Here is a 26,392-nt window from a genome sequence, read left to right as displayed (position 1 = left end):
TTCATTTGATTTACAGGTGTTCGGCTAAAAATGACTGCCACGCCGTTCGCATTTCCAACGTCTCCATATGTCCACCGCCCGCAATCACAGGCTGCCAATGCTCAGGGTGACCTGCCTCCTGGTAAGCTTCCAGCAGCCCTTTTGCCAAATGCTCGACTCCTTCAATAGGACACATCCGGTCATTTTGACCTGTTATACTCATCCGTGGACGAGGTACGATCCGCTTTTGAATATCCAAGGTGGTAAAATGCTTCAGCAAGCCGGGGACATAGGAGTAGAAGCCATGATGGTCCAATCCCCTTTTGGCGATCAGCGTATGGGCATCTACCTGTCCACAAATATCAACCGTGACCTGTATCCGTTCATCTAACGCAGCCATCCACCATGCCATGAGTCCACCCATCGACATACCGATTGTTGCGATACGGGAAGCATCAATGTCCTCACGCTGGCACATATAATCCACCAAACGACGGTTATCATACAGCATCATGCCCCACAGCACTTGGCCCTGCCAGAGCATTTCCTTTACCAGCTCGCTCTCGGTTTTGCCTCCACGTTCATTAAAGCCCCACATGTCAATGCAGCATACACAGTACCCCATGTCTGTCAGGGTTGTAGCAAACGAGGGCTGCTGCAAGTAAGAGCTGCTATGGATCAGTTCCTTGCGCCCGTTCGTATAATTTCCTCCATGCGAATGGTTAAAAACGACCAATGGGAACGGACCGTTCCCTTGTAAGGGTGTAGCTACATAAGCGGGTACAGACTCGATCCCGTTCAAGTCGAGCAGGAGACACTCCAGTCGGTATCCCTCGCGCTCTTCTTGATTCAGCAGAGTTGCCGTTACAGGGCGATCTGCCGGAAGGTCTCCCAACAATGCTTGCAACTTATCCACGTTGTACCTCCTTTCATGCCCTCCTAATTCATCTTATTTCGTTCAGAAGGTTGTATCGTTACTTGTTCTATCAGCTTTTCGGGCTGAGCTGTATTCTTCGAATGACAACGATTGATTTCAACGACTTCTCCATTTTCAATGTAAAAGGCAGGACCTTCATGATTCTCAATCGTCACATGTTGAAAACGAATATCCTTCACGTTACCTAGATAAAAACCACGGTTGTTCATATCTTCTATCCCTGTCATCATGGCCGGACGACCGGGAATTGCATTTTTAGCCATAGAAATATCAATATTGGAAAATGTAATTTCAGCAATATATTGTTCTGCAAGTCCATATAAGAATCCAGCAGCCGCATGAACCTGTCGTGCCGTAATATCGGAAAAATGGATTCGTCTAAAGCACGGGGTTTCATCGGTAATCGGATAGGGATTTTTGTCCCACACATATTTGTCTTTGCCCCGAGGGCCGCAGAAATAATAAAGATTCAGAATAAATGGACAAATTACATCTTCCATCACAATGTTGCTGACGCGAATATCCTCGATGGTTCCGCCACGTCCTCGTCTGGATTTCAGACGTATGCCCCGATCCGTTTGCTTGAACACGCAATTGCTGATCGTAACATTACGAATGTCACCACTCATTTCGCTTCCCAGTACGACTGCGCCATGTCCATGCACCATCGTACAGTTGGTGATCGTAATATTTTCACAGGGAATTCGCTCTTGTGTATCTTCGGTTCCTGCTTTGATCGCAATACAGTCATCGCCCACATCTATATTGCAGTTGCTAATACGAACATTGGAACAGGATTCAGGATTAATGCCATCCGTATTGGGGGAGTCCGCCGGGTTAAGAATGGACAAATTATCAATCGTAACGTTATAGCAAGCGATGGGGTTTACAGTCCAACTGGGGGAATTTTTTAACATAACATCTTTAATGGTAACCCGCTGACAACGGTCAAAGCTGATTAATTTGGGTCTCGGATATTGTAACTCCCCTGGATGATTGCGGTGCTTTTCCCACCACGGCTGACCATTTCCGTCCAACGTTCCGCTACCTGTAACTGAAATATTCTCAAGGTTCTGTCCATAAATGCATGACGCATGCACTTCCCGCTGAACGCCCTCCCATCTGGATTCTACTACAGGGTAATCAGCCAGTTCCGTACTGAAGGACAGAGTTGCACCAGGGCTTACATGCAGCTCAATGTTACTTTTCAGAAAGATAGCACCTGTCAGATACGTCCCAGACGGAACAAAAACGGTTCCTCCTCCAGCATTGCTGGCCGCTTCAATGGCAGCCGCAATTGCTCCCGTAGCCAGCGTCGTGCCATCCTGAACTGCTCCATAATCTACAATGTTATACAATTGCATTTCGTTCTCTCCTGTCTTTATATTTTGTGAATGTTAGATCCATTTTGTATTGGGAAAGCATAAGCTGCCCCCCGGATTTCAACATCCAAGAAATCATTCAAGGAGTCAGGGGGCAACAGCCATGCTCAGCTATTATTTTTTCGTTTTTTTATACGCTTCCTCATACTCAGCAGTAATCCGTGATCCACCGGAGTTTTTCCAGTTTTCTACGGCTGCTTTAAATCCGGCTTCGTCAAGCTCACCCATAATAAATTTGAAGGAGGCATCGGTAATGATTTTCTCCAGCTCTGTTCCTTGCTCATTAGCAGTGACTGAATCCAGTGGCACGGTCGGGTCCAGAACAGCAAATTCATTATTTTCACGGACTAATTCATTAGCCAGTTCCTTTTCTGGATTGGCATCTTTTAAGTTATAGGTCACTTCACTTGGTCTGGAGCTTGAAAACGGCTGAACATCTGCTTGCCACAAATCTGTATTCGTAATTTTGAAGGCTCCATCTTTTTCGATTTTATAATGAGTGCCTTCAATACCACCGGTCATATACATATATACATCTTTGTCAATTAAATCATCTACAAATTGCAGCAGTCTCTTCAACTCAGCTTCTGTTTTTACTTCGGATTTTGGAAATGCCAGCAAACCTCCTACCCCGCTTCCTTCAGACCATACGTGGTATTTGCCATCTCCATTCGAAATCTTGTTAACCGGTACCAGCTTCAGTCCCTTTTGTAGGCCTTGGGACAAGGTTCTGAGGTTAGAGATATCGATCATGCCCGTATAAATACCTGCTTTACCTTGGGCAAATTGTTGCTGCTGATCCGTTTTAGCGGTTACAGCAAAGTCTTTAGAGAGATATCCATTTTTGTATAATTTATTGGAATACTTTAAGGTCTCCAAATATTGAGGAGTATCAAATTCTGGCGTAAACTTTCCGCTTTCATCTACTTTCCAGCCATTAGGTGTGCCAAAGTAGGAACTTAAAGTTTTGAAGCTGCTATAGCGTAGATCCGATCTGTCAACAAACCCAGTCGTATCATTTTTTCCATTTCCATCCGGATCATCTTCTGTAAACGCTCTCGCAACTTCATACAACTCATCCAGTGTCGTCGGCACCTTCAGTCCTAAGCGATCCAGCCAATCCTGACGAATGACCAGACCCGCCCGAGCCAGATTCTTCTGGAACGGAACGCCATACAGCACCCCTTCAATGGATGCGGCTTCCCGAACTTCAGGCGGGATCTTCTTCAAATTTTCATAATCATCCAAATACTTTCCTACATCCCAGAATAGCCCTGATTTCAAAGAGCTTCGTACTGAAGAATTTGTCATCATCGTCAGCGTCACCATATCGGCCAATTCGCCGGATGCAAGCGCAGTAGTGATTCTCTCTTCTTTGGAAGCGTCAGGCACCCAATTGAACGTGATTTTAGAATTGGTGTATTCTTCAATTTTGCTTTTGATCGTTTCTGTAGGCGGAGAAGCTGTATGCAATACGTTTAACCAGGTAAATTCCAGTTTGGACTTCGGATCATAGGTTTGGCCGCTTTGATCCTCAGCTCCCTTGTCACCGCAAGCAGCTAAAAAAACACTCATGACCATTAGTACAGCAAGAAGGCCTGATACTCCCTTTTTCGTCGTGATTCCCTTTTTCATTGTGTTTGCTCCTCTTCTGTTTATATATTTATGCCATATCTTCCTCTTTCACCAGAACCTCTCGCTCTATTTTGCTGAACACCTGATGCGTCATCCACATCACGAGATAACCCATAATACTTGCTCCGGCAAAAGTTAGAATTCCTGGGTACAAGCCTAGAATCAATGCAAAAAGCACGACAATGGCTACAAAAAGAACAAGCGTATATTGTAAATACGAAAATCCAATCACTATCGACATTTTGACCTTCAGTCTGATACCTTTCCAATCATAGTGAACCAGCAGCGGGAAAATGTAGGCCAAAGAGATGAGATACAAAAAGGCTCCAATAAGCGTCACCACACGAACATACCAGGACGAGACGTTGACTATATCCACGTAGAGCACGTAACCCACAAGGCTGTAAAGCCCGCCAATAATTGCTGCTTCTTTAAAGCTTTCTCTAAAGTAACGTACAAACGTCGAGAAAATGGCGACTTCCTCATTGCCCCGAATCCACTGCCTTAAAATACTAAGCATAGCAACGGTTGCAGGTCCGACGCCTATAAAACCCAAGCCCAGAATCGTCGCTACCGTCCAAAGCAAATTAAGGTAGACCAGGCGCAGCAGGCGCATGCACCATTTGTTCATGTTTTCTACAAACCGTACCATTTTGCATCCTTCCCGTCGTCATTAGTAAACGCCGTCTTCACCAAATTTCTTGGCCAGTCGATTGGAGCCCATAATCAGGATTAAACCTACTACACCTTTAAAAAGTCCTACCGTCGTACTGAAACTTAATTGTCCATTCTTTAAGCCCGCAGTATAAATGTAGGTGTCAAAGATTTCGGCAACCTCGCGGTTTAATGAGTTCAATAACAGATACATATGCTCAAAGCCCAAATCCAACGTGCTACCGATCTTCAAAATTAACAATGTAATAATGACTGGGCGGATCGCAGGCAAGGTAACGTGCCATGTCTTTCTCAGGCGTCCAGCTCCGTCCATCTCTGCTGCCTCATACAATTGCGTATCTACCACTGTAATCGCAGATAGATAAATGATGGTAGACCAGCCGAGTTCCTTCCAAATCACTTGCCCGATGTAGACGGTTCGCAGCCATTGCGGAGAAGTTAAGAAGCTGATCTTCTCACCGCCCAGCGCGGCAATCATTTCGTTCAGCACCCCACCGTCTACAGTTAGGAATACATAAGAAATCGAAACAATAATAACCCATGACATAAAGTGCGGGATGTAGATGATGGTTTGAATAATGTTCTTAAAAAACATCTTCCTAACCTCGTTCAGCATGAGTGCCAAAATGATGGGCAATGGAAAAAAGATTACAATGTTCAATGCGAACAAAACCAGCGTATTGCGAAGCAGCATAAAAAACGTAGGCTCGGTAAACAAACGAATAAAATGCTTCATTCCTACCCATGGACTGCCCGTGATTCCCTGAAAAGCTTGATAATCCTGAAATGCAATCACCAATCCTCCCATAGGAAAGTACTTAAAAATAATGAAGTACACCAGTCCGGGCAAAACCATTAAATAGAGCAACTTGTGTTTCTGCATTCGTAAAAGGCTTTCCGTCGTTCTTTTGTTCTTTTTCATTTTCATGTTTGGTGCGGGGACACTTGAAACCTTCATTAGTTCGACCTCCTTCAAACGTTCCTGTATACGTTTTCAAGAGTATGCGATTTTCGGCATTCCGCATATAATCATCAAATGATAGCGTTTACAAAACTGGGTGTGCAGCCTACTTTTCAACCTTATCACCTTAGCTAATGATTACTACACAACCTAATGAGCATCCGCTTATTTCCATGATTAGAGAACACCTCAAGATTTGATTATATACGGAATTCTTTCCTCTTGATAAGGTTGACATGTAAACGATTACGAGGAGGTCAACCACATTGACACAGCCATTACGAAAACAAAAATTACGAAAAAAAGAATCGCTGGGCAGCCGTATTTTCAACATTGTAAACAGTACACTATTGATTCTCATTGCCCTCACTTGTCTCTTACCTTTTTTGAATATCATCGCCAGCTCTTTTGCCTCAACCGAAGAAGTGATAGCCAAGAAGTTCATTTTATTCCCAGTTACTTTTTCCTTGGATGCCTACCGCTATATTCTGTCGACTCCCACCATTTTTAGAGGTCTCGGGGTTTCGGTCGGAGTAACGATCGTCGGTACAGTTGTAAGTATGATATTTACTGCTTTTATGGCTTATGGATTATCCCGAAGATATCTACTAGGCCGCAATACGATTAACTTCATTGTCGTGTTTTCTATGTTGTTTAGTGGGGGGATGATTCCAACATTCCTGGTTGTAAAAAGCATGGGGCTTATCAATTCGTATTGGTCCTTGATTCTTCCCGTGGCCATTAATGCGTTTAACCTGATTATCATGCGTAACTTTTTTCAAGCGCTGCCAGATGATCTGGAGGAATCAGCCAAGATGGACGGGTGCAACGATTTGGGTATCTTCTTTAAAATTATGTTGCCATTAGCCCTGCCTTCTATTGCAACCATCTCTCTATTCTACGCTGTTGCCTACTGGAATACGTATATGCACGCCATTCTCTATATCAATGATTCTGCCAAATGGCCGATTCAAGTCTTGCTACGACAAATTGTAATCGTTTCCAGTGGTATGCAGGCAGAAGGAACTGCTGTAGATGTCATCCCGCCTGCGCAGACGATTAAGATGGCGGTCATTGTCATTGCGACCGTTCCGATGTTAATCGTGTATCCATTTGTGCAAAAGCACTTTGTCAAAGGAGCTTTATTAGGAGCGGTAAAAGGCTAATTAGCTTGCTTCATCTTTCGGTAAGCTCCCGGTGTAACCTGTTCCTTTTTCCGAAAAGAGCGGATAAAGTTTTGTGAATTATGATATTGCAGTCGCTCGGCGATTTCTTTAATCGTCATATCTGTCTCAACGAGCCACTTTTTGCCCATTTGTAAACGGTAGCCCATCAGATATTCACTAAACGTCGTTCCGTATTCTTTTTTGAAAATACTGCTTAAATAATTCGGATTGTAATGAAGTCGGTCTCCAATGAGTTCTAATGATAATTCCTGGTCATATTCAGCACGGATAATAGCAGCAATTTTCTCCGAGAGACAGCGGAATTGCTGGTTGGTCTTCTCCTTCATGCTTTTTACCATGGGGAAAATAACTTGCTCTATCAGCATACGTTCTATCTCTTCCGGGTTACGGATGTCCAGCAAACGATGATACAAGGCATGATTGTCTTGCGTCAGCAGCACTTCAATCCCTAATAGTTGCTCCAATTGGATGAGGTTATTCACAAATCGTACCAACAGCACTTCAAAGTTCATGGAATGATTATTTTTTATCATCATTTCCTCTAATAAAGAGTGCACGGTATGATATACCTGCTCTTCGTCCCCTATTCGGATGGCATCAAACAGTTTCGATTCCAATTCCGTAGGATAATGAAGCAGCACCGGACCTGAAATGACCATGGAAATATCTTCATAAAAAATAATTGATTCTTTGCCTAAATTTAAACGGTGATGCAAAGCTTGCTTGCTCATCTCACAGGCTTCTTTACTTTCTAATAAGTTATCATACGCCGTACTAATGCCGATGCTGATGGATACATTCAAATACTCTTTTACATTTCGAACCAAAAGGGTCGCATCATCCAGGACTTGCTTTCTCATTTCCTGTTCGCTCTTACCTGTCAAAATTAATATGGTGGCCTGAGTGTTATCGTTCAAAATGATGGGAAGCATTCGCTGCTGCTCTGGAATCGTTTCTTCTACGATTTTGTTAATAGCCAGCAGCAAAACGTCTTTATCCGAGGGCTCTCGATCTCCCAGATTATCCAGTTGGACTAACAAGGTAATATACATTTGATTCTCGATCTGCGGATAACCCAAGCGTGGCATTTTTCGTGCCAATTCCTCTGCAGAAATACGTTTGCGGAACAGGTTGAGAATCAATTGGGTTTCTAACTGTGGCATTTCGGACTGAATGAGACTTTCCAAGCTTTCCTTCTCGGTTACAATGTTGTCGATGGAATTAATAATCCATTCAATTTCATTTTTAGAAGGTTCATTTTTGAAAGCGAAATTAGGATTTTTAGGCAAGCTTCGTTTTATTTGCTGAAATGGCTTTGTAAAGTAAATGGCAATGAAGTACGCCACTACCACCATTAAGAGCGTTAATACAAGTCCCATCATGATGATTCCAAATTTGGTCGTTTGAAAGGCATCCGCAATTTCTTTCTTATCCAATACCGTTAAGTAAGTCCAATTGTTATAGGCAGATTTGGCGTAAATGACTTGTCGTGCAGGCTGCTGATCCGTTTTCTCCAAAGTTAACATACCTGTGTTGTTCGGCTTCACTGTAGCTTCTGAAATGTGCTGAAGCTGCTGGGTGGACAATAATTGTTCAGCAGGCTGGGTTTCATACATTAAATCGCCTTGTTTATTCAAAATAAAAACAGCCATATGATCCTCGGTTTGAATCGTATGATTTAACGTTTGCAGCGAAATATCCGACAAAGCAATGGCTTGCTTCTTCTTAGAGAATACAGGCAAGGTATTCACAAAACGAATTCCTTTATCTGTTTTAACCCAGAATAGCCCCTTCTCTTGGTGGTCGATATAGGTACTAATCAGCTTTTCTCGTTCCGTTTTCGTCAAATAGGACAGGCTACCATTGGAGATTCTCCAATTCTGATCCAGACTGATTAGTGAATATTCCGTTCCTTCTAATCCCATCGTAGCAATATAATTGAGCTGAGTATTCACATTCCGATACGCTATAAAATCTTTTTCTGTAATGGGATTTTTCACAACATCATTAAAGGAACTGGTCGTGCTATACGTATTAAAAGCATATTCAATCGTTTGAATTTTCTGCTCCAGACTATTTCTGATCTGTGCCATATAGCTTTGCTTGGTATTGGAAACTCTCTCCACAACGGAGCTAATTGTTGTAAAATAGATGTAGCTGCCAAAACTGGCCACCAATCCTACTCCCAAAACCAGAATCGTAATAAAAATAGTATAGAACATTCTTCCTTTTTTCATTGCGCTCCCCCTCTGGCTCTTTGCATCACAACAAAATTATAGCGCTTTCATAACAAGGTTTAAATCATTTTTTTCACGTGTGCATTATTTTTTACATCCGTATCATTCCAATTTAAGTCGATTTTGTTTGGTTTGCGGCAGTTAAAAAGAAATTTGGAGGAGTTACTTATGTTACATGTTGTTAGTCCTAAAGAACCGATTATAAAAGAAGAATTTCCGTCAGACACTTCTTTTCTCTCCCTATATCCCGTAGCAGTTCGTGAAGCTCGTCCTTTTATATTGGTACTACCTGGCGGTGGCTACGAGCATTTGGCCTCACATGAAGGAGAGCCTATAGCTCGGTGGTTGAATGATCTAGGTATTCATGCGGGCGTGCTGGAGTATCAAGTCGGCGATTTCGAGATTACTTCCTTGTTGGAGGATGTAGAACATGCTCTGCAATGGATTCGCCAAACACCGCATGACTGGCTAGTCATTCCTGATCAAGTGGGGCTCATCGGTTTTTCTGCAGGCGGTCACTTGGCCTCCCTTGTCTCCACTATAGGGACAGTAAAGCCAGATCTTCTGTTGTTGGGATACCCTGTAATTTCATTTCATGAGCCTTATACACATATCGGAAGCCGTACACATTTTTTAGGTGAACAGCCGACGCCGGAGCAGCTTCAAGCCTTTTCATCCGATCAGCAAGTAACTTCACAGACACCTCCAACTTTGATGTGGACTACAGCTAATGATGGCGCTGTACCCGTAGAAAATAGTCTGTTGTTCGCTTTTTCATTATCCAGAGAACATATTCCGTTTGAACTGCATGTATTTGAGGAAGGGCGACACGGCTTGGGACTGTCAGAGGACAACCATGAATGTCATCAATGGCTTAATCTGGCGGAAACTTGGCTTCAAAAACATGGATATGCTCAGGCAAGGCAACAGATGACAACTCGACTGTTTATCGCTGGGGACTCCACTGCAGCTCAAAAAGGGGCTACCGAAAAACCAATGACAGGCTGGGGCGAACACTTGCAAAGCTACTTGGCACCGTCTGTTCATGTGGACAATCGTGCTGTCAATGGACGAAGCACCAAATCTTTTATAGCAGAAGGCCGGTTAGCTGATATTGAAAAAGATATTCAAGCTGGAGATTATCTGTTTATTCAATTTGGACACAACGATGAGAAACAAGAAGACCCTACTCGCTATACCGATCCTGATGGAGAGTATCGTCAAAACTTAATTCAATACATTCAGTCCGCTCGGGAGCGTGGTGGAATTCCAGTGCTATTGACCTCTGTAAGCCGCCGCCGATTCACCGCAGACGGTGAACCTGATCCGTTGGCTGTAGGAGCCTATCCTGCTGCCATGAGAAAAGTAGCCGCGGAAACCAAGACACCCCTGCTCGATATTTTTGAAGCTTCTCAGCAGCTTTATCGTTCAATGGGTGAAAAAGAGTCACAGCAGCTATTTATGCATTTGCCTGAAAAAGCGCATCCTAATTACCCCGCTGGTGTAACGGATAATACCCATTTTTCTGACGAAGGAGCCAAACAGGTCGCCCAGCTTGTAGCGGAAGCCATTCGACAGTGTGCGGAACTGTCTGCATTAAAACAGCGTATCGTAGAAAAGAATCTAGACAGCGATGAGAAGCTTGCACACCAACTTGTAAACTGATATCAAGAACTAAATAGATACAAACACAAAACGGACTTGGAGCTAATCACTCTGACGTCCGTTTTTTATTCCGTGTGGATCAAAGACTATACAGATAGGAGAATAGTTCAAAAGTACAGTAATTTAAAATAAAATTCTTTAATTGTTATATTTTAATTATTTTGTATTTCACAGGACTTTAGAATCGTTTTATTGTATTATTTTGACAACATTTGTCGAATGAAGTGAGGTCCATAACTTTACATGGTATATTTTAGGAGCTCGCATCATACATAAGGAGGATTTTTTTATGAAAACTAAGAAAATATTATTATCAACAGCTATGTCTCTGGGACTTATTGGGAGTATTATCGTCCCTAGCGTGTCCGCATCTGTAGGCCCTTCTCCGGTAATTACGCCTGTCGTAGAAGTTAACGGAGTATACTACAGAACGGCTACGTTGCCACGTAATTATTCCTATGCGTTGTCAAATTACCCAGGGGATACTTATAAAGTGGCGAGCGGAAATGTCACCGTCTCCGCTTCCGGGGTGGTAACCACCACTACTGCAACGAATGCAAGAGTTGAGATTTACGGCGGTAACGGTAAATTGAGAATGGTATACACTGTTAAGGTATCTTAAGATAAAAACGGTAAAAATAGCACTGTCCGTTTATTGGGCGGTGCTATTTTTATGAGACGAAAAGAACTCATATTAGCTTTTTTATCAGCGGAACCCTTTATTAGTTTTCATTGAACTCTATTAACCGACTCTTGAGAAGTTTTATTTAAATACTCCTCAAACTGAGTGCCAAATGCTCGAACGTCCTCTTTTCTAAACTTTCGTGAGCTCAATAAAGATATCCCAAAAAATCTAAGTCTCCCTCACTCCAATCTATCTTTCCTACTTCTTTTATCATTATTCCATCAATTGTCTCAAAGCTTATTCCATTTGTAATAATTTTTTCATTATCAATTTTTAACCATTTAATTTTGTTCTTTACAGGCTTATATCCATTTCTTAAATACAAACTCATATTATCAGCAAATAAAAGTATAAAATCAAATATTTCGTGTAACGGATAACTTTTCAATTTCTAAAAGCAATGCTGAAGCAATTCCCTGTGATCGGACATTTTTTGAAACACACAAATCAATTAAACCCAGTACTCTTATGGATTCTCCGTTTAGGTTCATTATCCTATAATCTAATCCAACATGCCCTATAAGTTGATAATCATGGTTAAAAGCTAGAAGTCTAAAATGTGGAAGTTGCTTGAAATAAATTCTATCCGTAGGGTAGATTTCTGAAAAACTGTCCATTAATAATGCTTGTATACTGGCTGCTAACTCTTGACTTATGTCATGTTCAAAAACTTGATCTATTTTCAAAATACCACTCCCATCCTAGTACCTACTTTAGCACTCTTCTACATTTAAGTATCACAACTGTACGTGAATTACCGGAGTTGATCTAAACAAAATGAACCAACCTAGAAAAATATTCCTAGTTCTGATAGACTAATTTTGTGTTTTGAAAGTTAAATTGATAAGGAGGCCATAAAAATGAAGAAATTTATATTAGTATTCTTCTCAGTAATCATTGTTTCTGCCTTCCTCCAATTTCCAACATTTGCTGCAGAAATCAATGCCAAAGAAATCCTTAAGAAAAAATATCCTCGGGAAATTGTAACACTGAGCAAATCTACGGATTTAAACGGAGATGGTAAAAAGGAATACTTCCTACTTACTGAAGCGGGTAATTTTTTTCTTGTTAATTCTAAAGGGGCAGTTGTATTAATTAACACAAATATAATAAGTGATGAATTTTTTGAACAGCCTACTATCCAGATTTATCAAGTATCTAAAAAAGAAAAGCACATAGCAATAACATTTGAATATGGACCATCAAATACACAGTTTTATGCTTATCAATATAAAAACGGTACATTATTTAATAAACTTTCCATTATGGGCGATCAGGGTGTACAAGTTGATAAAAAAGGAACCGTTAAACAATATTGGAAAAAGTACAGACCTGAGGGAGGATGGGATTTAGCTATAGCGACGTATTCATGGAGTACTTTAAAGAATAAGTACCTCGGAGCAGGACAGCTGCCTTAGTTAATCATCTCTATTGAAAAGCTCACTTTTAAAGTCATCTAAGGAAATACACTGGGACTCACACCAGCTTTCAGTCAGTGGAGTCCTCTTTTAGATCTAAAAGTAAACTCACTAGTTGTCAAAAGAAAATATAGTACTAGACTGGGTGTCCGTATTCCATGCGACTTTTCGAATTGTTCCCCCCCAGACTTCATAAAATAAGTTTTAGACTGACCTTAAAAATTGGAACAGCGACAGCCAAGGACGAGAAAATAAAGTCCTAGACTGTCGCTATTTCATTGAACTAACGTTCCCCGTTAGCTCAAATATGAAAATTTCTAAAGAGTCCATATAAGAACGAACAATTCCAATTACTGTATAATTGAGAACAAGAAAGGGTGGTAATAACAAATCATACAGGGTTATTTAAGAAATTAAAACCCACCGTAAGGCTGTCGCCTTGCACGGTGGGTTTTGCCTTTATTATCTGATTTGCGTTCCGTTGGGTAGATCGAAATCCGGCTTCAACAGCACGACATCTCCCTGTTCAGGCAGTCCGCCCAGAACCAAAACTTCCGAATTGAATCCCGCTATGCGGCGCGATGGAAAATTGACGACGCCTACGATTTGTTTTCCGACGATATTTTCAGCCGCATATCTCTTGGTGATTTGCGCACTGGAATTCAGTTCGCATCTTACATATTAATTTCATCCGCATTCATTGAAACAAATATAAAGCACCAGCTTCAAAGAGATTCTTCTTTGGTTCGTCATATCTATCGGCAGAGAGTAAGTATACGGCTATCCACTAAGACTTCCCGATCGCAGACTTAGGATAGAAACTCTTTTCCCCATACTCTTATAGAATCGATGATACTCGACAATTTATTTCCTTGTTCAGTGAGGAAGTATTCTACTTTGGGTGGCACAGTGTCATCTACTATCCTCTTCACAATTCCATCCGCCTCGAGTTCCCTGAGTTGTAAAGTCAGCATTCGTTGTGAAATCCCTGGTATTAATCGTTTAAGTTCATTAAATCTGACCGATTTTTCGGATAAAATGTCGATAATGATTCCCTTCCATTTTCCTCCTATCATATGTAAAACCATTTCAACAGGGCAGGCCCTTATAACCTCTTCACTGCAATCGCCATATTCTTTTAATCCATATCCCATATTGCCACTCCATTCATTAAGTTACAAAAATGTGCGTACTTACAAATATCAATCATTTCCACTATATTAACTATATCAGAAATGAAAGGAGATATGTCTCGATTACAATGAGAGAATCTAAATAGCAGTGACAAATATAAGAATTAAATACATTTTCGTAGGTACAGGTTTTAGAAAATAGATTAGGGAGGCAATTTTATGAATAAATCCAAGATCGTATTAATTACAGGTGGCAACAAAGGTATTGGTTTTGAGACAGCAAGACAATTGGGAAACATGGGGTATGAGATTTTAATAGGAGCAAGAAGCGAAGAAAAAGGACATGAGGCCGTAACGTTTTTAGAAACGGAGAACATTAAAGCTAAAACGGTTGTTCTTGATGTCACAAACCCCAGCACCGTTCTCTCCGCAGTAGAATGGATTGAACAAGAATATGGATACCTTGATATCTTGATTAATAATGCAGGCGTGTTTTTTGAAGGCAACACACCTCCAAGTGAACTGGAACTGTCCGTTCTCAAGAATACCTATGAGACAAACGTTTTCGGCGTATTTTCTGTCACTAAAGCAATACTTCCATTGCTCAAAAAATCTTCTGCCGGAAGAATCGTAAATCTTTCCAGCGGATTAGGTTCCTTAACTTTGAATTCAGACCCAACGTCGGAATTTTATAATGTGAATTCGCTCGCCTACAATAGTTCCAAAACGGCTGTAAATGCTTTAACTGTTTTCTTTGCTAAAGAATTAAGAGATACTCCTATTAAAATCAACTCGGTTTGCCCTGGATTTACAGCTACCGATTTAAATGGTAATAGTGGCTATCGCACAGTCGAACAAGCAGCTTCCAGTGTAGTTAAGCTTGCCACAATCAATAATGATGGTCCAACTGGTAGCTTTTTTGATGAAAATGGAGTTGTGCCTTGGTAAAAACACAGGGAATAAGTTAGCTTTAATATCCAAAAATTCAGATATAAATATTTCTAATACATCATCTTATCCGTACCATTTTACCCGGGCAGTTTCTGAGTATTCCGTAAAGCTATTTGGAGAAAGGTATCCTTTTGTTTGATCATACCAGCGGTTGCGCATATACTGAAGACCTGTTACCCCGTCCCACTCTCCAGAGTAGCGGAATAGATTCTCTGTGTAGTCAACGGCTATAAGGACTTGTTCATGTCCACTATCGGCAATAGGGTCAAATTCTTGTACCTGACCAACTAATACTTTATTTTCTTCTGACACTAGTCCCTAATATTTTCTAAAGTAGCGCTTCCCATCTCCTGTAGGCATAATAACCTTCTACTCCCTATCCCGTCATTCTACCCGCAATATAGACTCTTCCGCCCATACAATATAGTCAAATCAGGCATCGAAAAGACGATATAACGATCAGCAAAACGATTTCTGAAAGCTGTCCGTTATCAAAGGTATGATTGGGAAACCGATAAGTTATCGGAATGGCATACTGTTCCTGCTGGCGGCATTGTCATAATCGAAGGAGTATATTCCATCCGGAAGGAACTAGAAGACAAATATGACTTCAAAGTTTGGGTTGATTGTCCACGAAAAATTAGGCTTTCAAGAGGTCTTGAAAGAGACGGAGACTGTACTCGTGGGATGGATTATAATCGCCCCCTTATAAATGCTACTTCCCTCCATTTTCTCACCCTCTATGAACAACAAAAAAACCCTTGCTACGCAAGGGTTTTTGAGGAAATGGGCCCTGAGGGACTCGAACCCCCGACCAATCGGTTATGAGCCGACCGCTCTAACCAACTGAGCTAAGGGCCCTCAAAAAAATTTGTACATTCACGTTACACATTCATAACAGCAACGTTAATTAATATACAACATTTTCTTGTGTTTCGTCAATAGTCTTTCGAAAATTTTCTTTTATAAAATTATTTTTGTGGACTTACGGAATAAATCGGACACCATAACGACCTTTGCGCGAGCGGTACACCTCCACTGCGCGGGGATCATTGTAGCCATACATCCAGCCGTCGTGCTCCAACCTTTTTGCCAGACATCCTGCCTGGAATTTAGTCGTGTACAGTCTGCCATAGTAAATCCAATACATCCGAGCTCCCTCTTTTCACATGATGGTAGGAGTAGTGTAACCGGATCGAATTCGATTTACACGGCCCGAGCCATAACAATCTACTATAGTTAGCAACGAGTACGAATCGTTCTAATCATTAGCTCTGTTGTCCCCTATAGCTCATCTTATTTACCAAAGGAAGCCGGGTCCTGACGCCAAGAACGCAGCAGTTCCATCTCTTCTTCCTGAATGGTTCCTTCACGTAAGGCAACATTCATCAGAGCTGTATAATTGGACAAGCTTTGCAGCTCCACACCTGCTTCTTCAAAAGCTTGAGTCGCTTTGTCTAGCTGGTAGCTGAAAATGGCTAGTACCGCTAACGGCTGAGCGCCTGCTTGTGCTACAGCCTGTGCTGCTTTAATGGAGCTGCCTCCTGTAGAAATGAGATCCTCGATGACCATAACCTTTTGTCCTGGGCTGATGCGGCCTTCAATTTGGTTCTCTTTCCCATGTCCTTTGGCTTTGTCCCTTACATAGGCCATTGGCAGATTTAGCTTTTGCGCCACCCAGGCTGCATGAGGAATCCCTGCTGTAGCTGTCCCTGCAATGACTTCGGTTTCGGGATATTGCTCACGAATGAGGGCAGCAAAGGAGTCTGCGATCAGCTCGCGCACCTCCGGGTAGGACATGGTCAGGCGATTGTCGCAGTAGATTGGCGATTTAATGCCGGATGTCCATGTAAAAGGCTGTTGTGGGCGCAATGCCACCGCCTGAATACGTAACAGATGGGATGCAATTTGCTCGGGTATACTATTCAATGTAGTCATACTTGTATCATCTCCTCAATAATGTGTTCCGCTGCGGCGCGTGGGTCTGCTGCTGCGGTGATAGGACGTCCAACGACAATGTAGCTGCTGCCTTGGTCAATGGCTTGTCCAGGTGTAAGCACACGCGATTGATCGCCTGTAGCACTACCTGCCGGGCGTATGCCAGGGGTTATCGTCTTAAATTCTGATCCACATACAGCACGAATGGCAGGCACTTCCAAAGGGGAAGCTACCACACCATCCAGTCCCGCCTCACGGGTCAGTTGTGCGTAACGAACCACTGCATCCTGCACCGTACCAGGAATACCTAACTCCTTATTCATGGTCGTCTGATCCGTGCTGGTCAGCTGTGTGACTGCAATAATGAGCGGCATGGAAAGCGAGCTGTCTGCCGAAATAGCTGCTTCTGCACCAGCTTTAGCGGCTGACATCATATTAACGCCCCCAGCAGCATGTACGTTGAACATATCCACACCTAGGCGGGTAATGCTCTCTGCCCCTCCCCGCACCGTGTTAGGTATATCATGCATTTTTAAGTCCAGAAATACGGAGTATCCTCTGGACTTTAGCTGTTCTACAAAAGCTGGCCCTGCACTATAAAACAGTTGCATACCTACTTTTATATAACAGGGAATCCCCTCTAGCTGACGAATTAACTGCTCAGCCTGTTGTGCATTGGGATAATCTAACGCAACCATCAGCCGTCCTGCCATCTGCTGAAATGCTCCATTCACCGTTCTACATCCCCTTTTCACGTCAATTCGGGTACATTTGCCCGTGATAAAGGACATCCGTCAGCCGAAGCTGATGAATGTCCTTCCCTGTGCTACTTATTTCCTCACATCTATTCGTAACGCATTATTTGCTCAGGACTGGCATGGATTCGGATGTGAAATTGATCGTTTCCAGCATTCTTAGCAAAGCGCGTACTGTATCCAGTGAGGTCATGCAGACAATGCCATTCTCAACTGCTTCGCGGCGGATACGGAATCCATCACGCTCTGGCGTTTTGCCTTTGGTCAGCGTATTGAAGACAAAGTTGGCTTCACCCGTACGGATCATATCCAGGATGTTCGGGTTCCCTTCGCTCAGCTTATTGATCGTGTTCACTGGAATGTTGGCTTGCTCCATAGCAGCCGCTGTTCCACCTGTTGCAATAATTTTATAGCCCAGTCTGTAAAAGCCCTGCATCAACTCGACAGCTTCTTCCTTATCCTTATCTGCCACTGTAATGATGATCGCCCCAGTGGATGGAATTTTCATGCCAGCCCCCACAAGTCCTTTGTACAGGGCTTTGGCATACTGAATGTCGCGTCCCATAACTTCACCTGTCGATTTCATTTCCGGGCCCAGTGTTGGTTCTACACGGCGCAGCTTGGCAAAGGAGAATACCGGAACCTTAACCGAGACATAATTACTTTCAGGCCAAAGACCTTCTGAATAACCTGCATCTTTAAGCTTACCGCCCAAAATAGCCTGAGTGGCCAGATTCGCCATCGGGATATTCGTTACTTTGCTCAAGAAAGGAACCGTCCGCGAGGAGCGAGGATTAACCTCAATCACGTACACCTCGTCTTGATGAATAACAAACTGGATATTTACTAGACCGATCGTTTTCAATTCCTTGGCGATGCTGATTGTAATTTCCACAATTTTTTGTTTCAGCTCGGCAGACAAGTGCTGTGGTGGATACACCGCGATCGAGTCACCTGAGTGAACCCCGGCCCGTTCTACATGCTCCATAATGCCTGGTACCAATACTGTCTCGCCGTCGCAGATGGCGTCGACCTCAACTTCTGTACCCAGCATATAACGGTCGATAAGCACCGGATGCTCTGGATTGATTTTAACCGCTTCTTCCATGTACCGCAGCAATTCCGTATCTGAGTACACGATTTCCATAGCGCGCCCGCCCAGGACGTAGGATGGACGTACCAGGACCGGATAGCCTAGCGCCTGTGCAGTTCCTACTGCTTCATCTACCGATGTGACCGTGTTGCCTTTAGGCTGTGCGATAGCCAGACGAGACAAAAGTTGTTCGAACTTTTTCCGGTCTTCCGCTTCATCGATACTTTCCAGACTCGTGCCTAAAATATTCACGCCTGCCGCACTCAGCGGAGCTGCGAGATTAATGGCCGTTTGACCACCGAACTGGACGATAACCCCAATCGGTTTTTCCTGCTCGATGACATTCATTACATCTTCGAAGAAGAGCGGTTCAAAGTAGAGGCGGTCGGATGTGTTAAAGTCCGTAGATACCGTCTCCGGGTTGTTATTGATAATCACTGCTTCGTAGCCCGCTTTTTGAATAGCCCATACCGCATGTACGGTGGAGTAATCAAATTCAATCCCTTGCCCGATCCGAATCGGTCCAGAGCCGAGTACGATAACTTTCTCTTTGCTAGATGGAATCACTTCATTTTCCACCTCGTAAGAGGAGTAGTAGTACGGAGTTGTGGCTTCAAACTCGGCTGCGCACGTATCTACCATTTTGTAGACCGGACGCAGGTTTTGAGCTAGACGGAATTCACGTACCTCACGCTCGGTTGTCATACTGTCGTTTTGGCCCATACTGCGAATCTCGGCGATAGAGCGGTCGGTAAAACCTTTACGTTTGGCCTGATAGAGTGTTTCGTAGGTGAGCTCAGATTCTCCAGCGATGATGGCTTCGAACTTGACGATTCCCTCTACCTTATCGAGGAACCACCAGTCAATTTTCGTCAAATCTTGAATCTCCTGCTGCTGCCAGCCGCGACGGAACGCCTCGGCTACCAAGAACAACCGCTCATCATCTGCTTTAATCAGGCGATCCTTGAGCACATCATCAGACAGCTGTTCGGCTCCCTTAAGATGCAGACGGTGTACACCGATTTCCAACGACCGTACCGCTTTATGGATGGACTCTTCGAATGTGCGTCCGATGGCCATGACTTCACCCGTTGCTTTCATTTGCGTGCCCAGCTTGCGGTTGGCAGAAATGAATTTGTCAAATGGCCAGCGTGGTATTTTGCTCACGATGTAATCCAGTGTTGGCTCAAAGCAAGCATACGTTTGTCCCGTTACCGGATTCACAATTTCATCCAACGTGTAGCCCAGTGCAATTTTGGCAGCCATTTTAGCAATTGGATATCCGGTTGCCTTGGAAGCCAGCGCCGAGGAGCGACTTACGCGCGGGTTTACTTCAATTACATAGTATTGATAGCTGTGCGGATCAAGCGCAAACTGTACATTACAGCCGCCTTCGATATTGAGGGCCCGGATAATTTTCAGAGAAGCGGAACGCAGCATCTGGTATTCGCGATCTGACAGCGTCTGACTCGGAGCTACGACGATACTGTCGCCAGTATGCACGCCGACTGGATCAAAGTTCTCCATATTACAGACAACGATGCAGTTATCATTGCCGTCACGCATGACCTCATATTCGACTTCCTTCATACCTGCAATACTCTTTTCCACCAAACATTGTCCGATTGGACTGTATCTCAACCCAGAGCTGACGGTTTCACGCAGTTCTTCTTCTGTGGAGCAGATACCACCGCCTGTTCCCCCTAGCGTATAAGCCGGGCGAACGATAATTGGATAACCGATTTCGTTAGCAAATTCTAATGATTCTTCCAAGGTTGTTACAATTACACTCTCCGGTACAGGTTGTTCCAACTCGCGCATCAAATCACGGAACAGATCACGATCTTCGGCTTTTTCTATCGAATTCAGTTGAGTTCCCAGCAGCTTGACGTTTTCACGCTCCAGCACTCCGGCGCGAGCCAGTTCCACTGCCATATTCAGACCTGTCTGTCCTCCCAGCGTAGGAAGCAGCCCATCTGGACGCTCTTGACGGATAATCTGTGTTACAAAATCAAGTGTAATCGGCTCGATGTATACTTTGTCTGCCATATTGGTGTCTGTCATGATGGTTGCCGGATTACTGTTGATCAGTACTACCTCGACGCCTTCTTCTTTGAGCGCTTGACAAGCTTGTGTACCAGCGTAATCAAATTCTGCTGCCTGACCAATGACGATAGGACCGGAACCGATCACAAGTATTTTTTTAAGTTCTGTATTTTTCGGCATATTAGCGCTCTCCTCTCACTGCGGCGGCGATAGCAGCCTGACGCGGTTGCTTTGGATGATTTCTTTTGTGCTCACGGATCATGTCCAGAAAGCGGTCAAACAGGTAGCCATTATCGTAAGGTCCTGGTGCAGCCTCTGGATGATATTGCACCGAAAACGCGGGATACTTGGTATGTTTAAGACCTTCAATCGTTTTATCGTTGTTATTAATATGCGTCACTTCAAGCTCAGTACCTTGGATCGAATCCTCATTCACCGTGTAGCCGTGATTTTGTGATGTGATAAAGCAGCGTCCGCTCTCCAGTTCTTTCACCGGATGGTTACCACCGCGATGTCCGAATTTCAGCTTTTCCGTATCCGCTCCCGAAGCTAAAGCGAACAACTGGTGTCCCAAGCAAATTCCGAAAATCGGATATTCCCCTAACAGTTCAGCTACCGTACGAACGGCATGGGGTACGTCTTTTGGATCTCCAGGGCCGTTAGACAGCTGGATACCGTCTGGGTCCAAGCGACGAATTTCCTCAGCCGTCGTATCATGTGGAACGACAACTACATCGCAGTCCCGTTTGTTCAGTTCGCGCAAAATGCCGCTTTTGGCACCGTAGTCAATCAATACGATCCGCTCTCCGTTGCCAGGACTGCTGTACGGATGAGGTGTGGAAGTCATAGGAACCTGATTGCGCAGTTCTTCAATGGTCAAGTCAGACATCATTTCTTTCAGTTCTTCCAGCGGCTGGGAACCAGTCGTCAAAATGCCCTTCATCGTGCCGTGATGGCGAATAATCCGGGTAAGCATGCGGGTGTCGATGTCGCTAATGCCAATGATGCCATATTCCTTCAGCAAATCGCCCACGCTGTATTGAGCACGCCAGTTACTTGGCGCCGGCTCGTAATGTCGAACAGCAAAGCCATGGACATAAGGCCGTACCGATTCAAAGTCATCCCGAGTAATTCCGTAATTGCCAATCAGCGGGTAAGTCATCGTTACGATTTGTCCGCAGTAAGAGGGATCAGTCAGCACCTCTTGATAGCCTGTAATCCCTGTGTTGAAAACGACCTCGCCTGTTTTATCACCTTCCGCACCAAATGATGTGCCTGTAAACAGCGTGCCGTCCTGAAGTAACAATCTTGCCTGCATCCCGTCTCACTCCTCTATATTGTTTCCTGCTATAAGGTTCTATTTTTTTAGTGGTTTCTATTTATTTTGCTTCGTCAGCAGACCATACCAGTTTGCCATCTACCCAAGTTTTCACAGGCCAACCTTTGAGCTTCCAGCCTGTAAAAGGAGTGTTGCGTCCTTTGCTGACAAACGTTTGCGGATCAACTGCCTGCTCCTGCTCCAGATCAATCATAGTCAGGTCGGCTGGAGCTCCTTCTTCCAGGCGTCCCGTATCCAGGCGGAAGACACGCGCTGGATCAGCAGTCATACGACGCACCAGAAAGTCCAGCGTCCACTGTCCGGTAGCTACGAATTTCGTGTACAACAGCGGGAAGGCCGTCTCAAATCCAACGATCCCGAATGGCGCCAGCTCCATACCTCTTGCCTTCTCTTCCTCACTGTGCGCTGCATGGTCGGTTACGACGATGTCAATCGTACCGTCTTCCAGTCCCTCGATGCATGCCTGCACATCACGTGGGGAGCGGAGCGGAGGATTCATTTTCCAATTCGCATCCAGCCCAGGGATGTCCTCATCTGACAATACCAAGTGGTGAGGGCATACCTCAGCCGTTACCTTGATACCAAAAGATTTCGCGTGGCGGATTAACCGCACTGACTGCTCTGTGCTGACATGGCATACATGATAGTGTGCCCCGGTTGCCTCGGATAACAAAATGTCTCGTCCGACATGAATGGCTTCGGATTCGTTCGGAATGCCTTTAAGTCCGTGGCGCTTGGCAAATTCGCCGTCCGTCACTGCCGCTCCTTCAACAAGCGTGTTATCTTCACAGTGTGCAATAACCGGCATATCCAGTGCCTTGGCCCGCGCCATGGCGTCCTTCATCATTTGCGCGCTTTGCACCCCGACACCATCGTCAGTAAAGCCGATTGCACCTGCTGCTTTGAGCGCTTCAAAATCTGTCAGCTCACGACCCAGTTCGTTTTTCGTAATGGCTGCGTAAGGAAGAACCTTGGCAAACCCAGCTTCCTGTCCCTTTTTCAATACCAGCTGGACTGTGTCAACATTGTCCGTCACTGGACGTGTGTTTGGCATGCAGGCAATCGTCGTAAATCCGCCTTTCACCGCTGCGCGGCTGCCCGTTTCAATTGTTTCTTTATATTCAAAGCCAGGTTCTCTCAGATGCACATGCATGTCGATTAAACCGGGGATGACCAGTTTTCCCTGGGCGTCGATCTTTTCGATTTCGCGCTCCTGCCCAGATGCCCCTTCTTCCATAAGTAGGCTGACTCCAGCATCCGCATTTGCAATAGCCAAAATCTTTCCGTCGGCGATTAGGATGGATTTCAATTCAGCCTCGCCCTGCTCGTTCAATACGCTTGCATTCATAATTAATTGTTTCATCTGAAATATTCCTCCGCTCAGTTTTCTGCAACTTTTCCTACGATCCTACTGACAGCTTCTACAGCTTCATTGCCCGTTCCATAACCGCCATGCGGATCGGAACCCCGTTTGCCATTTGTGGAAAAATTCGTGATTGTTCGCTTTCCACAACCGCACTATCAATTTCCACGTTCCGATTCACTGGAGCTGGATGCATGATAATTGTTCCGGGCTTCAGGTTCGCTGCTCTTTTCTCTGTCAAACCGTACTGCTCTCGGTACTCATCCGCTGAGCGCAACATCCCTTCGGCATGCCGTTCCAGCTGTACCCGAAGCATCATGACCACGTCCGCCTGTAGTGCCTCTTGCATCGGAACATAAGGCGCGTACGCTGCAAGATCAGGTGCTTGCATATTATCAGGAGCGCAGAAGCTAACCTTGGCTCCGAATTTTTGCAAGGCCCACAGATTCGAGCGAGCGACACGGCTGTGCAGAATGTCTCCTATGATGGATACTCTCAAGCCTTTAAGCTCACCGAAAGTTTTTCGCATGGTGTACAGGTCCAGCAGAGCCTGCGTTGGATGCTCATTGTTGCCGTCCCCTGCATTAACCAGTGGAACGCTGACCTTCTCAGCGAGCTCTTGCAGCACCCCGGCTGGCTTTAACCGGATGACTCCTGCATCAATGCCCATGGATTCGAGCGTACGTACTGTATCGTAAATGGACTCCCCTTTTTCCACACTGGAAGCCGCAGCGGAAAAGTTCAAAACCTGAGCGCCCAGCCGCTTCTCTGCCATCTCAAAAGAAAAGCGGGTGCGAGTGCTGTTTTCAAAAAACATGTTGGCTGCAAAGCGTGATTGCAGTACTGGAACCAGTTTTTCTGGTTGAGATTCCCAATAATGAGCGCGATCCAGAATGGACTCGATTTCATTTCGGCTAAGTTCCTTTAACCCGAGCAGGCTACGTTCTTTAAGTTGACTGGCTGTTGTGATCATAGCTGTTCCCCCCGGTTCTGAATGATTGTCACTTCGTCCTTACCGTCCGTCTCTTGAAGGGCTACTACGATTTCCTCAGATTTGGAGGTCGGGATGTTCTTGCCGATGTAATCCGGACGAATCGGAAGCTCACGGTGTCCGCGATCTGCTAGCACTGCCAGCTGAATCATTTGCGGTCGTCCGCAGTGCATCAATGCATCCATCGCCGCGCGGATGGTGCGGCCTGTGTACAGCACATCGTCAAAGAGAATGACTTTCTTATCATGAACCGATACGTCAGCAGGATTCATCAAAAGCTCTTTTCCATTTCCTTTAGCTTCGGCTACGCTGCTCCGGTCATCCCGGTAGGCTGTGACATCCAGCTCTCCCCATGGAATTGGTGCGCCTTCAATCTCAGCAATTTTTTCAGCCAGGCGTTGCGCCAGATGAACTCCGCGTGTTCGAATACCTACTAGCACACAATCGTCAATACCTTTGTTTTTCTCCAAAATTTCATGTGCAATCCGTGTCAATGCCCGACGAATCGCAATTTCATCCATCAGTACATGTGTTTCATGACTCATGCTTCCAGCCTCCTCAGGTGATGTTCCCTTCAGACCTGGTCCCGTGTTCGGATACAAAAAAGACTCCTTGCCCAAGTTTGGCAAGGAGTCTCGTGTGAACAGTCTTCCACTGTTCTCCGATCTCTCGGACACACTGAAGACATACCGCCGCAGCGGATGCACTGATCAGTGATCCATTCACGTTACCTTGCCAGCCTCACGGGACTGATTTAAAGGTGCTATTCAGGATTTCCTTTGTCCTGCTTCTCATAGTGTGAGATGGTTAGCCATCTCTTGGACAAAGTTCATCGCAACTACAAGAAGTATGACAGATTGAAAATCGTGTGTCAACACCCGTTCAACCGGAACCACCGGAAGCACTCTAATAATTATACAACTTCATTGTATAATTATCCATAGTTGTTTTTACCCATACCTTATCCCACAATAAAAAAACCGCCAATTAGGCGGTTTAACTTAATAATTTATTCAGGTTTGTGAATAGGAATGCAAATTGTCATTGTTTTAGCGACTACGCAGGGACGCTAACACATCCTCCATATCAGGAGGGATCGGTCTGTTGAATTCCATGTACTCTCCAGTGGATGGATGCTTAAAGCCCAGTACCGCCGCATGCAGCGCCTGACCATCCATACGAACCCCTTTGCTGCGCCCATACATAGGGTCGCCAACCAATGGGTGTCCAATAAATTTCATGTGAACACGAATTTGGTGTGTGCGTCCTGTTTCCAATTGAAGTTCAAGCAGGGTATAATCCCCCAACCGTTCAATGACGAGAAAATGGGTGACTGCATGCTTGCTGTTACGTTCCGTCACTGTGAACAATTTGCGATCACCGGAATCGCGGCCAATCGGAGCATCTACCGTTCCCTGATCGTGGCTCAAATGACCGTGAACTAAGGCTATATATTTCCGAGTCACACTATGGTCCTTAAGCTGTGCTGCAAGTGATGCGTGAGCCTGATCATTTTTAGCCGCCATCAGCAGTCCTGATGTATCCTTATCAATACGGTGAACAATACCAGGACGTAATTCCCCGTTGATGCCGGAAAGATCGTGACAGTGGTACATCAGTGCGTTAACCAATGTTCCCGAAGAGTGTCCCGGTGCAGGATGCACGACCAGACCACGTTGCTTGTTAATAACAATAACGTCCGAGTCCTCGTAAACGACATCCAACGGAATATTTTCCGGTACAATATCTACACTTTCTGGCTCCGGTACCGATAATACAATACGATCTCCTTCAGCCAGCTTGTAGTTCGCCTTGATCGCCGTACCGTTCACCAGCACGCGACCATTTCCGATCCACATCTGTATCTGAGAACGAGACACTTCCTTCATTTTTTCGGCGATATATTTGTCTATACGCGTCTTGGCATCCACGGAATCGGCCGTCCATTCCAGAGATTCACCCTCCAGTTCGTCCTCATAAGATAGACCTGAGGCTTCGCCGTTTTCATTCACTTCGCTCATG

At 44.6% G+C, this 26,392-nt stretch carries 24 protein-coding genes, 1 tRNA gene and 1 pseudogene; 6 read left to right on the top strand and 20 right to left on the bottom strand.

Features of this window, described 5'->3' with window-relative positions; translation table 11 throughout:
- Positions 1–10 precede the first annotated feature (10 nt).
- The 5 genes from MHB46_RS24200 to MHB46_RS24180 all read right to left on the bottom strand — a co-directional run bounded on the left by MHB46_RS24200 (position 11) and on the right by MHB46_RS24180 (position 5,566).
- Positions 11–895, bottom strand: coding sequence for a dienelactone hydrolase family protein (locus MHB46_RS24200; protein WP_220025567.1), 885 nt, complete (start codon positions 893–895; stop codon positions 11–13).
- Between the two features lie 23 nt (positions 896–918).
- Positions 919–2,280 (bottom strand): glycoside hydrolase family 28 protein, encoded by a 1,362-nt coding sequence (locus MHB46_RS24195; protein ID WP_341163646.1) that lies wholly within the window; start codon positions 2,278–2,280, stop codon positions 919–921.
- A 132-nt stretch (positions 2,281–2,412) separates the two neighbouring features.
- Positions 2,413–3,933 carry an extracellular solute-binding protein gene (locus MHB46_RS24190; protein ID WP_028540499.1) on the bottom strand — a complete coding sequence of 507 codons (1,521 nt, stop codon included), beginning with the start codon at positions 3,931–3,933 and terminating at the stop codon, positions 2,413–2,415.
- 28 nt (positions 3,934–3,961) lie between these two features.
- A complete protein-coding gene (locus MHB46_RS24185) occupies positions 3,962–4,585 on the bottom strand; it encodes a YesL family protein (RefSeq protein ID WP_134903333.1) in 624 nt (207 codons plus the stop codon).
- A gap of 21 nt (positions 4,586–4,606) precedes the next feature.
- Positions 4,607–5,566 (bottom strand): ABC transporter permease, encoded by a 960-nt coding sequence (locus tag MHB46_RS24180; RefSeq protein WP_023989418.1) that lies wholly within the window; start codon positions 5,564–5,566, stop codon positions 4,607–4,609.
- 269 nt (positions 5,567–5,835) lie between these two features.
- On the opposite strand from MHB46_RS24180, the gene MHB46_RS24175 reads away from it, so the two are divergent.
- A complete protein-coding gene (locus tag MHB46_RS24175) occupies positions 5,836–6,735 on the top strand; it encodes a carbohydrate ABC transporter permease (protein WP_341163645.1) in 900 nt (299 codons plus the stop codon).
- On the opposite strand, the gene MHB46_RS24170 is transcribed toward MHB46_RS24175, so the two are convergent.
- Entirely contained in the window at positions 6,732–8,993 is a 2,262-nt protein-coding gene (locus MHB46_RS24170; protein ID WP_341163644.1) for a helix-turn-helix domain-containing protein, read from the bottom strand. The two genes, MHB46_RS24175 and MHB46_RS24170, sit on opposite strands and share 4 nt — an antisense overlap.
- Positions 8,994–9,161: 168 nt before the next feature.
- Between MHB46_RS24170 and MHB46_RS24165 the strand changes: the two genes are divergently transcribed.
- Positions 9,162–10,658 (top strand): GDSL-type esterase/lipase family protein, encoded by a 1,497-nt coding sequence (locus MHB46_RS24165; protein WP_341163643.1) that lies wholly within the window; start codon positions 9,162–9,164, stop codon positions 10,656–10,658.
- A gap of 289 nt (positions 10,659–10,947) precedes the next feature.
- Positions 10,948–11,280, top strand: coding sequence for a hypothetical protein (locus MHB46_RS24160; RefSeq protein WP_341163642.1), 333 nt, complete (start codon positions 10,948–10,950; stop codon positions 11,278–11,280).
- A 419-nt stretch (positions 11,281–11,699) separates the two neighbouring features.
- Here MHB46_RS24160 and MHB46_RS24155 read toward each other — a convergent pair whose 3' ends face one another.
- Entirely contained in the window at positions 11,700–12,029 is a 330-nt protein-coding gene (locus MHB46_RS24155) for a GNAT family N-acetyltransferase (protein WP_341163641.1), read from the bottom strand.
- A 174-nt stretch (positions 12,030–12,203) separates the two neighbouring features.
- Between MHB46_RS24155 and MHB46_RS24150 the strand changes: the two genes are divergently transcribed.
- Positions 12,204–12,761: a hypothetical protein gene (locus tag MHB46_RS24150; RefSeq protein ID WP_341163640.1), complete on the top strand. Its 558-nt coding sequence runs from the start codon at positions 12,204–12,206 to the stop codon at positions 12,759–12,761.
- Positions 12,762–13,223: 462 nt separating this feature from the next.
- On the opposite strand, the pseudogene MHB46_RS24145 reads toward MHB46_RS24150, so the two are convergent.
- Positions 13,224–13,421: pseudogene (locus MHB46_RS24145) on the bottom strand (tRNA-binding protein); the annotation flags it as partial.
- A gap of 149 nt (positions 13,422–13,570) precedes the next feature.
- On the bottom strand, positions 13,571–13,915 hold the full coding sequence (locus MHB46_RS24140; RefSeq protein WP_137060307.1) for a winged helix-turn-helix transcriptional regulator: 345 nt from the start codon (positions 13,913–13,915) through the stop codon (positions 13,571–13,573).
- A gap of 198 nt (positions 13,916–14,113) precedes the next feature.
- Between MHB46_RS24140 and MHB46_RS24135 the strand changes: the two genes are divergently transcribed.
- Positions 14,114–14,842: an SDR family oxidoreductase gene (locus MHB46_RS24135; RefSeq protein WP_311081374.1), complete on the top strand. Its 729-nt coding sequence runs from the start codon at positions 14,114–14,116 to the stop codon at positions 14,840–14,842.
- A gap of 66 nt (positions 14,843–14,908) precedes the next feature.
- On the opposite strand, the gene MHB46_RS24130 is transcribed toward MHB46_RS24135, so the two are convergent.
- A complete protein-coding gene (locus MHB46_RS24130) occupies positions 14,909–15,157 on the bottom strand; it encodes a hypothetical protein (protein WP_341163639.1) in 249 nt (82 codons plus the stop codon).
- 162 nt (positions 15,158–15,319) lie between these two features.
- Between MHB46_RS24130 and MHB46_RS24125 the strand changes: the two genes are divergently transcribed.
- Entirely contained in the window at positions 15,320–15,673 is a 354-nt protein-coding gene (locus MHB46_RS24125; RefSeq protein WP_445667616.1) for a uridine kinase family protein, read from the top strand.
- On the opposite strand, the gene MHB46_RS24120 is transcribed toward MHB46_RS24125, so the two are convergent.
- The 10 genes from MHB46_RS24120 to MHB46_RS24075 all read right to left on the bottom strand — a co-directional run bounded on the left by MHB46_RS24120 (position 15,633) and on the right by MHB46_RS24075 (position 26,391).
- Positions 15,633–15,706: transfer RNA gene (locus MHB46_RS24120), tRNA-Ile, on the bottom strand. The genes MHB46_RS24125 and MHB46_RS24120 overlap by 41 nt on opposite strands.
- 124 nt (positions 15,707–15,830) lie before the next feature.
- Positions 15,831–15,995 carry a hypothetical protein gene (locus tag MHB46_RS24115; protein ID WP_014282411.1) on the bottom strand — a complete coding sequence of 55 codons (165 nt, stop codon included), beginning with the start codon at positions 15,993–15,995 and terminating at the stop codon, positions 15,831–15,833.
- 146 nt (positions 15,996–16,141) lie between these two features.
- A complete protein-coding gene (gene pyrE, locus MHB46_RS24110; protein WP_061828494.1) occupies positions 16,142–16,783 on the bottom strand; it encodes an orotate phosphoribosyltransferase in 642 nt (213 codons plus the stop codon).
- A complete protein-coding gene (gene pyrF, locus MHB46_RS24105; RefSeq protein WP_322161199.1) occupies positions 16,780–17,574 on the bottom strand; it encodes an orotidine-5'-phosphate decarboxylase in 795 nt (264 codons plus the stop codon). The genes pyrE and pyrF overlap by 4 nt, the downstream gene beginning before the upstream one ends.
- Before the next feature lie 67 nt (positions 17,575–17,641).
- A complete protein-coding gene (gene carB, locus MHB46_RS24100; RefSeq protein ID WP_341163638.1) occupies positions 17,642–20,857 on the bottom strand; it encodes a carbamoyl-phosphate synthase large subunit in 3,216 nt (1,071 codons plus the stop codon).
- Position 20,858: 1 nt separating this feature from the next.
- Positions 20,859–21,995 (bottom strand): glutamine-hydrolyzing carbamoyl-phosphate synthase small subunit, encoded by a 1,137-nt coding sequence (carA, locus tag MHB46_RS24095; RefSeq protein ID WP_025718621.1) that lies wholly within the window; start codon positions 21,993–21,995, stop codon positions 20,859–20,861.
- Positions 21,996–22,056: 61 nt separating this feature from the next.
- Complete coding sequence (locus MHB46_RS24090) at positions 22,057–23,379, bottom strand: dihydroorotase (RefSeq protein ID WP_341163637.1); 1,323 nt, start codon at positions 23,377–23,379, stop codon at positions 22,057–22,059.
- A gap of 58 nt (positions 23,380–23,437) precedes the next feature.
- Positions 23,438–24,352, bottom strand: coding sequence for an aspartate carbamoyltransferase catalytic subunit (locus MHB46_RS24085; RefSeq protein ID WP_023989427.1), 915 nt, complete (start codon positions 24,350–24,352; stop codon positions 23,438–23,440).
- On the bottom strand, positions 24,349–24,915 hold the full coding sequence (gene pyrR, locus MHB46_RS24080) for a bifunctional pyr operon transcriptional regulator/uracil phosphoribosyltransferase PyrR (protein ID WP_023989428.1): 567 nt from the start codon (positions 24,913–24,915) through the stop codon (positions 24,349–24,351). Before pyrR ends, MHB46_RS24085 begins: the two co-directional genes overlap by 4 nt.
- Before the next feature lie 504 nt (positions 24,916–25,419).
- Positions 25,420–26,391, bottom strand: coding sequence for an RluA family pseudouridine synthase (locus tag MHB46_RS24075; RefSeq protein WP_341163636.1), 972 nt, complete (start codon positions 26,389–26,391; stop codon positions 25,420–25,422).
- Between the last annotated feature and the right edge of the window lies 1 nt (position 26,392).

It is taken from the genome of Paenibacillus sp. FSL H7-0703 (assembly GCF_038003485.1).
GTDB lineage: Bacteria > Bacillota > Bacilli > Paenibacillales > Paenibacillaceae > Paenibacillus > Paenibacillus polymyxa_B.
Note: the sequence above shows the minus strand (reverse complement) of the source record. Positions and strands in the feature narration are given on the sequence as shown.

Bases quoted from the DNA above. Each gene is read 5' to 3' on its own strand.
- MHB46_RS24195 (WP_341163646.1), bottom strand. From the start codon at position 2,280: ATGCAATTGTATAACATTGTAGATTATGGAGCAGTTCAGGATGGCACG.
- MHB46_RS24190 (WP_028540499.1), bottom strand. From the start codon at position 3,933: ATGAAAAAGGGAATCACGACGAAAAAGGGAGTATCAGGCCTTCTTGCT.
- MHB46_RS24185 (WP_134903333.1), bottom strand. From the start codon at position 4,585: ATGGTACGGTTTGTAGAAAACATGAACAAATGGTGCATGCGCCTGCTG.
- MHB46_RS24180 (WP_023989418.1), bottom strand. From the start codon at position 5,566: ATGAAGGTTTCAAGTGTCCCCGCACCAAACATGAAAATGAAAAAGAAC.
- MHB46_RS24170 (WP_341163644.1), bottom strand. From the start codon at position 8,993: ATGAAAAAAGGAAGAATGTTCTATACTATTTTTATTACGATTCTGGTT.
- MHB46_RS24165 (WP_341163643.1), top strand. From the start codon at position 9,162: ATGTTACATGTTGTTAGTCCTAAAGAACCGATTATAAAAGAAGAATTT.
- MHB46_RS24160 (WP_341163642.1), top strand. From the start codon at position 10,948: ATGAAAACTAAGAAAATATTATTATCAACAGCTATGTCTCTGGGACTT.
- MHB46_RS24150 (WP_341163640.1), top strand. From the start codon at position 12,204: ATGAAGAAATTTATATTAGTATTCTTCTCAGTAATCATTGTTTCTGCC.
- MHB46_RS24140 (WP_137060307.1), bottom strand. From the start codon at position 13,915: ATGGGATATGGATTAAAAGAATATGGCGATTGCAGTGAAGAGGTTATA.
- MHB46_RS24135 (WP_311081374.1), top strand. From the start codon at position 14,114: ATGAATAAATCCAAGATCGTATTAATTACAGGTGGCAACAAAGGTATT.
- MHB46_RS24115 (WP_014282411.1), bottom strand. From the start codon at position 15,995: ATGTATTGGATTTACTATGGCAGACTGTACACGACTAAATTCCAGGCA.
- pyrE (WP_061828494.1), bottom strand. From the start codon at position 16,783: ATGACTACATTGAATAGTATACCCGAGCAAATTGCATCCCATCTGTTA.
- pyrF (WP_322161199.1), bottom strand. From the start codon at position 17,574: ATGTCCTTTATCACGGGCAAATGTACCCGAATTGACGTGAAAAGGGGA.
- carB (WP_341163638.1), bottom strand. From the start codon at position 20,857: ATGCCGAAAAATACAGAACTTAAAAAAATACTTGTGATCGGTTCCGGT.
- carA (WP_025718621.1), bottom strand. From the start codon at position 21,995: ATGCAGGCAAGATTGTTACTTCAGGACGGCACGCTGTTTACAGGCACA.
- MHB46_RS24090 (WP_341163637.1), bottom strand. From the start codon at position 23,379: ATGAAACAATTAATTATGAATGCAAGCGTATTGAACGAGCAGGGCGAG.
- MHB46_RS24085 (WP_023989427.1), bottom strand. From the start codon at position 24,352: ATGATCACAACAGCCAGTCAACTTAAAGAACGTAGCCTGCTCGGGTTA.
- pyrR (WP_023989428.1), bottom strand. From the start codon at position 24,915: ATGAGTCATGAAACACATGTACTGATGGATGAAATTGCGATTCGTCGG.
- MHB46_RS24075 (WP_341163636.1), bottom strand. From the start codon at position 26,391: ATGAGCGAAGTGAATGAAAACGGCGAAGCCTCAGGTCTATCTTATGAG.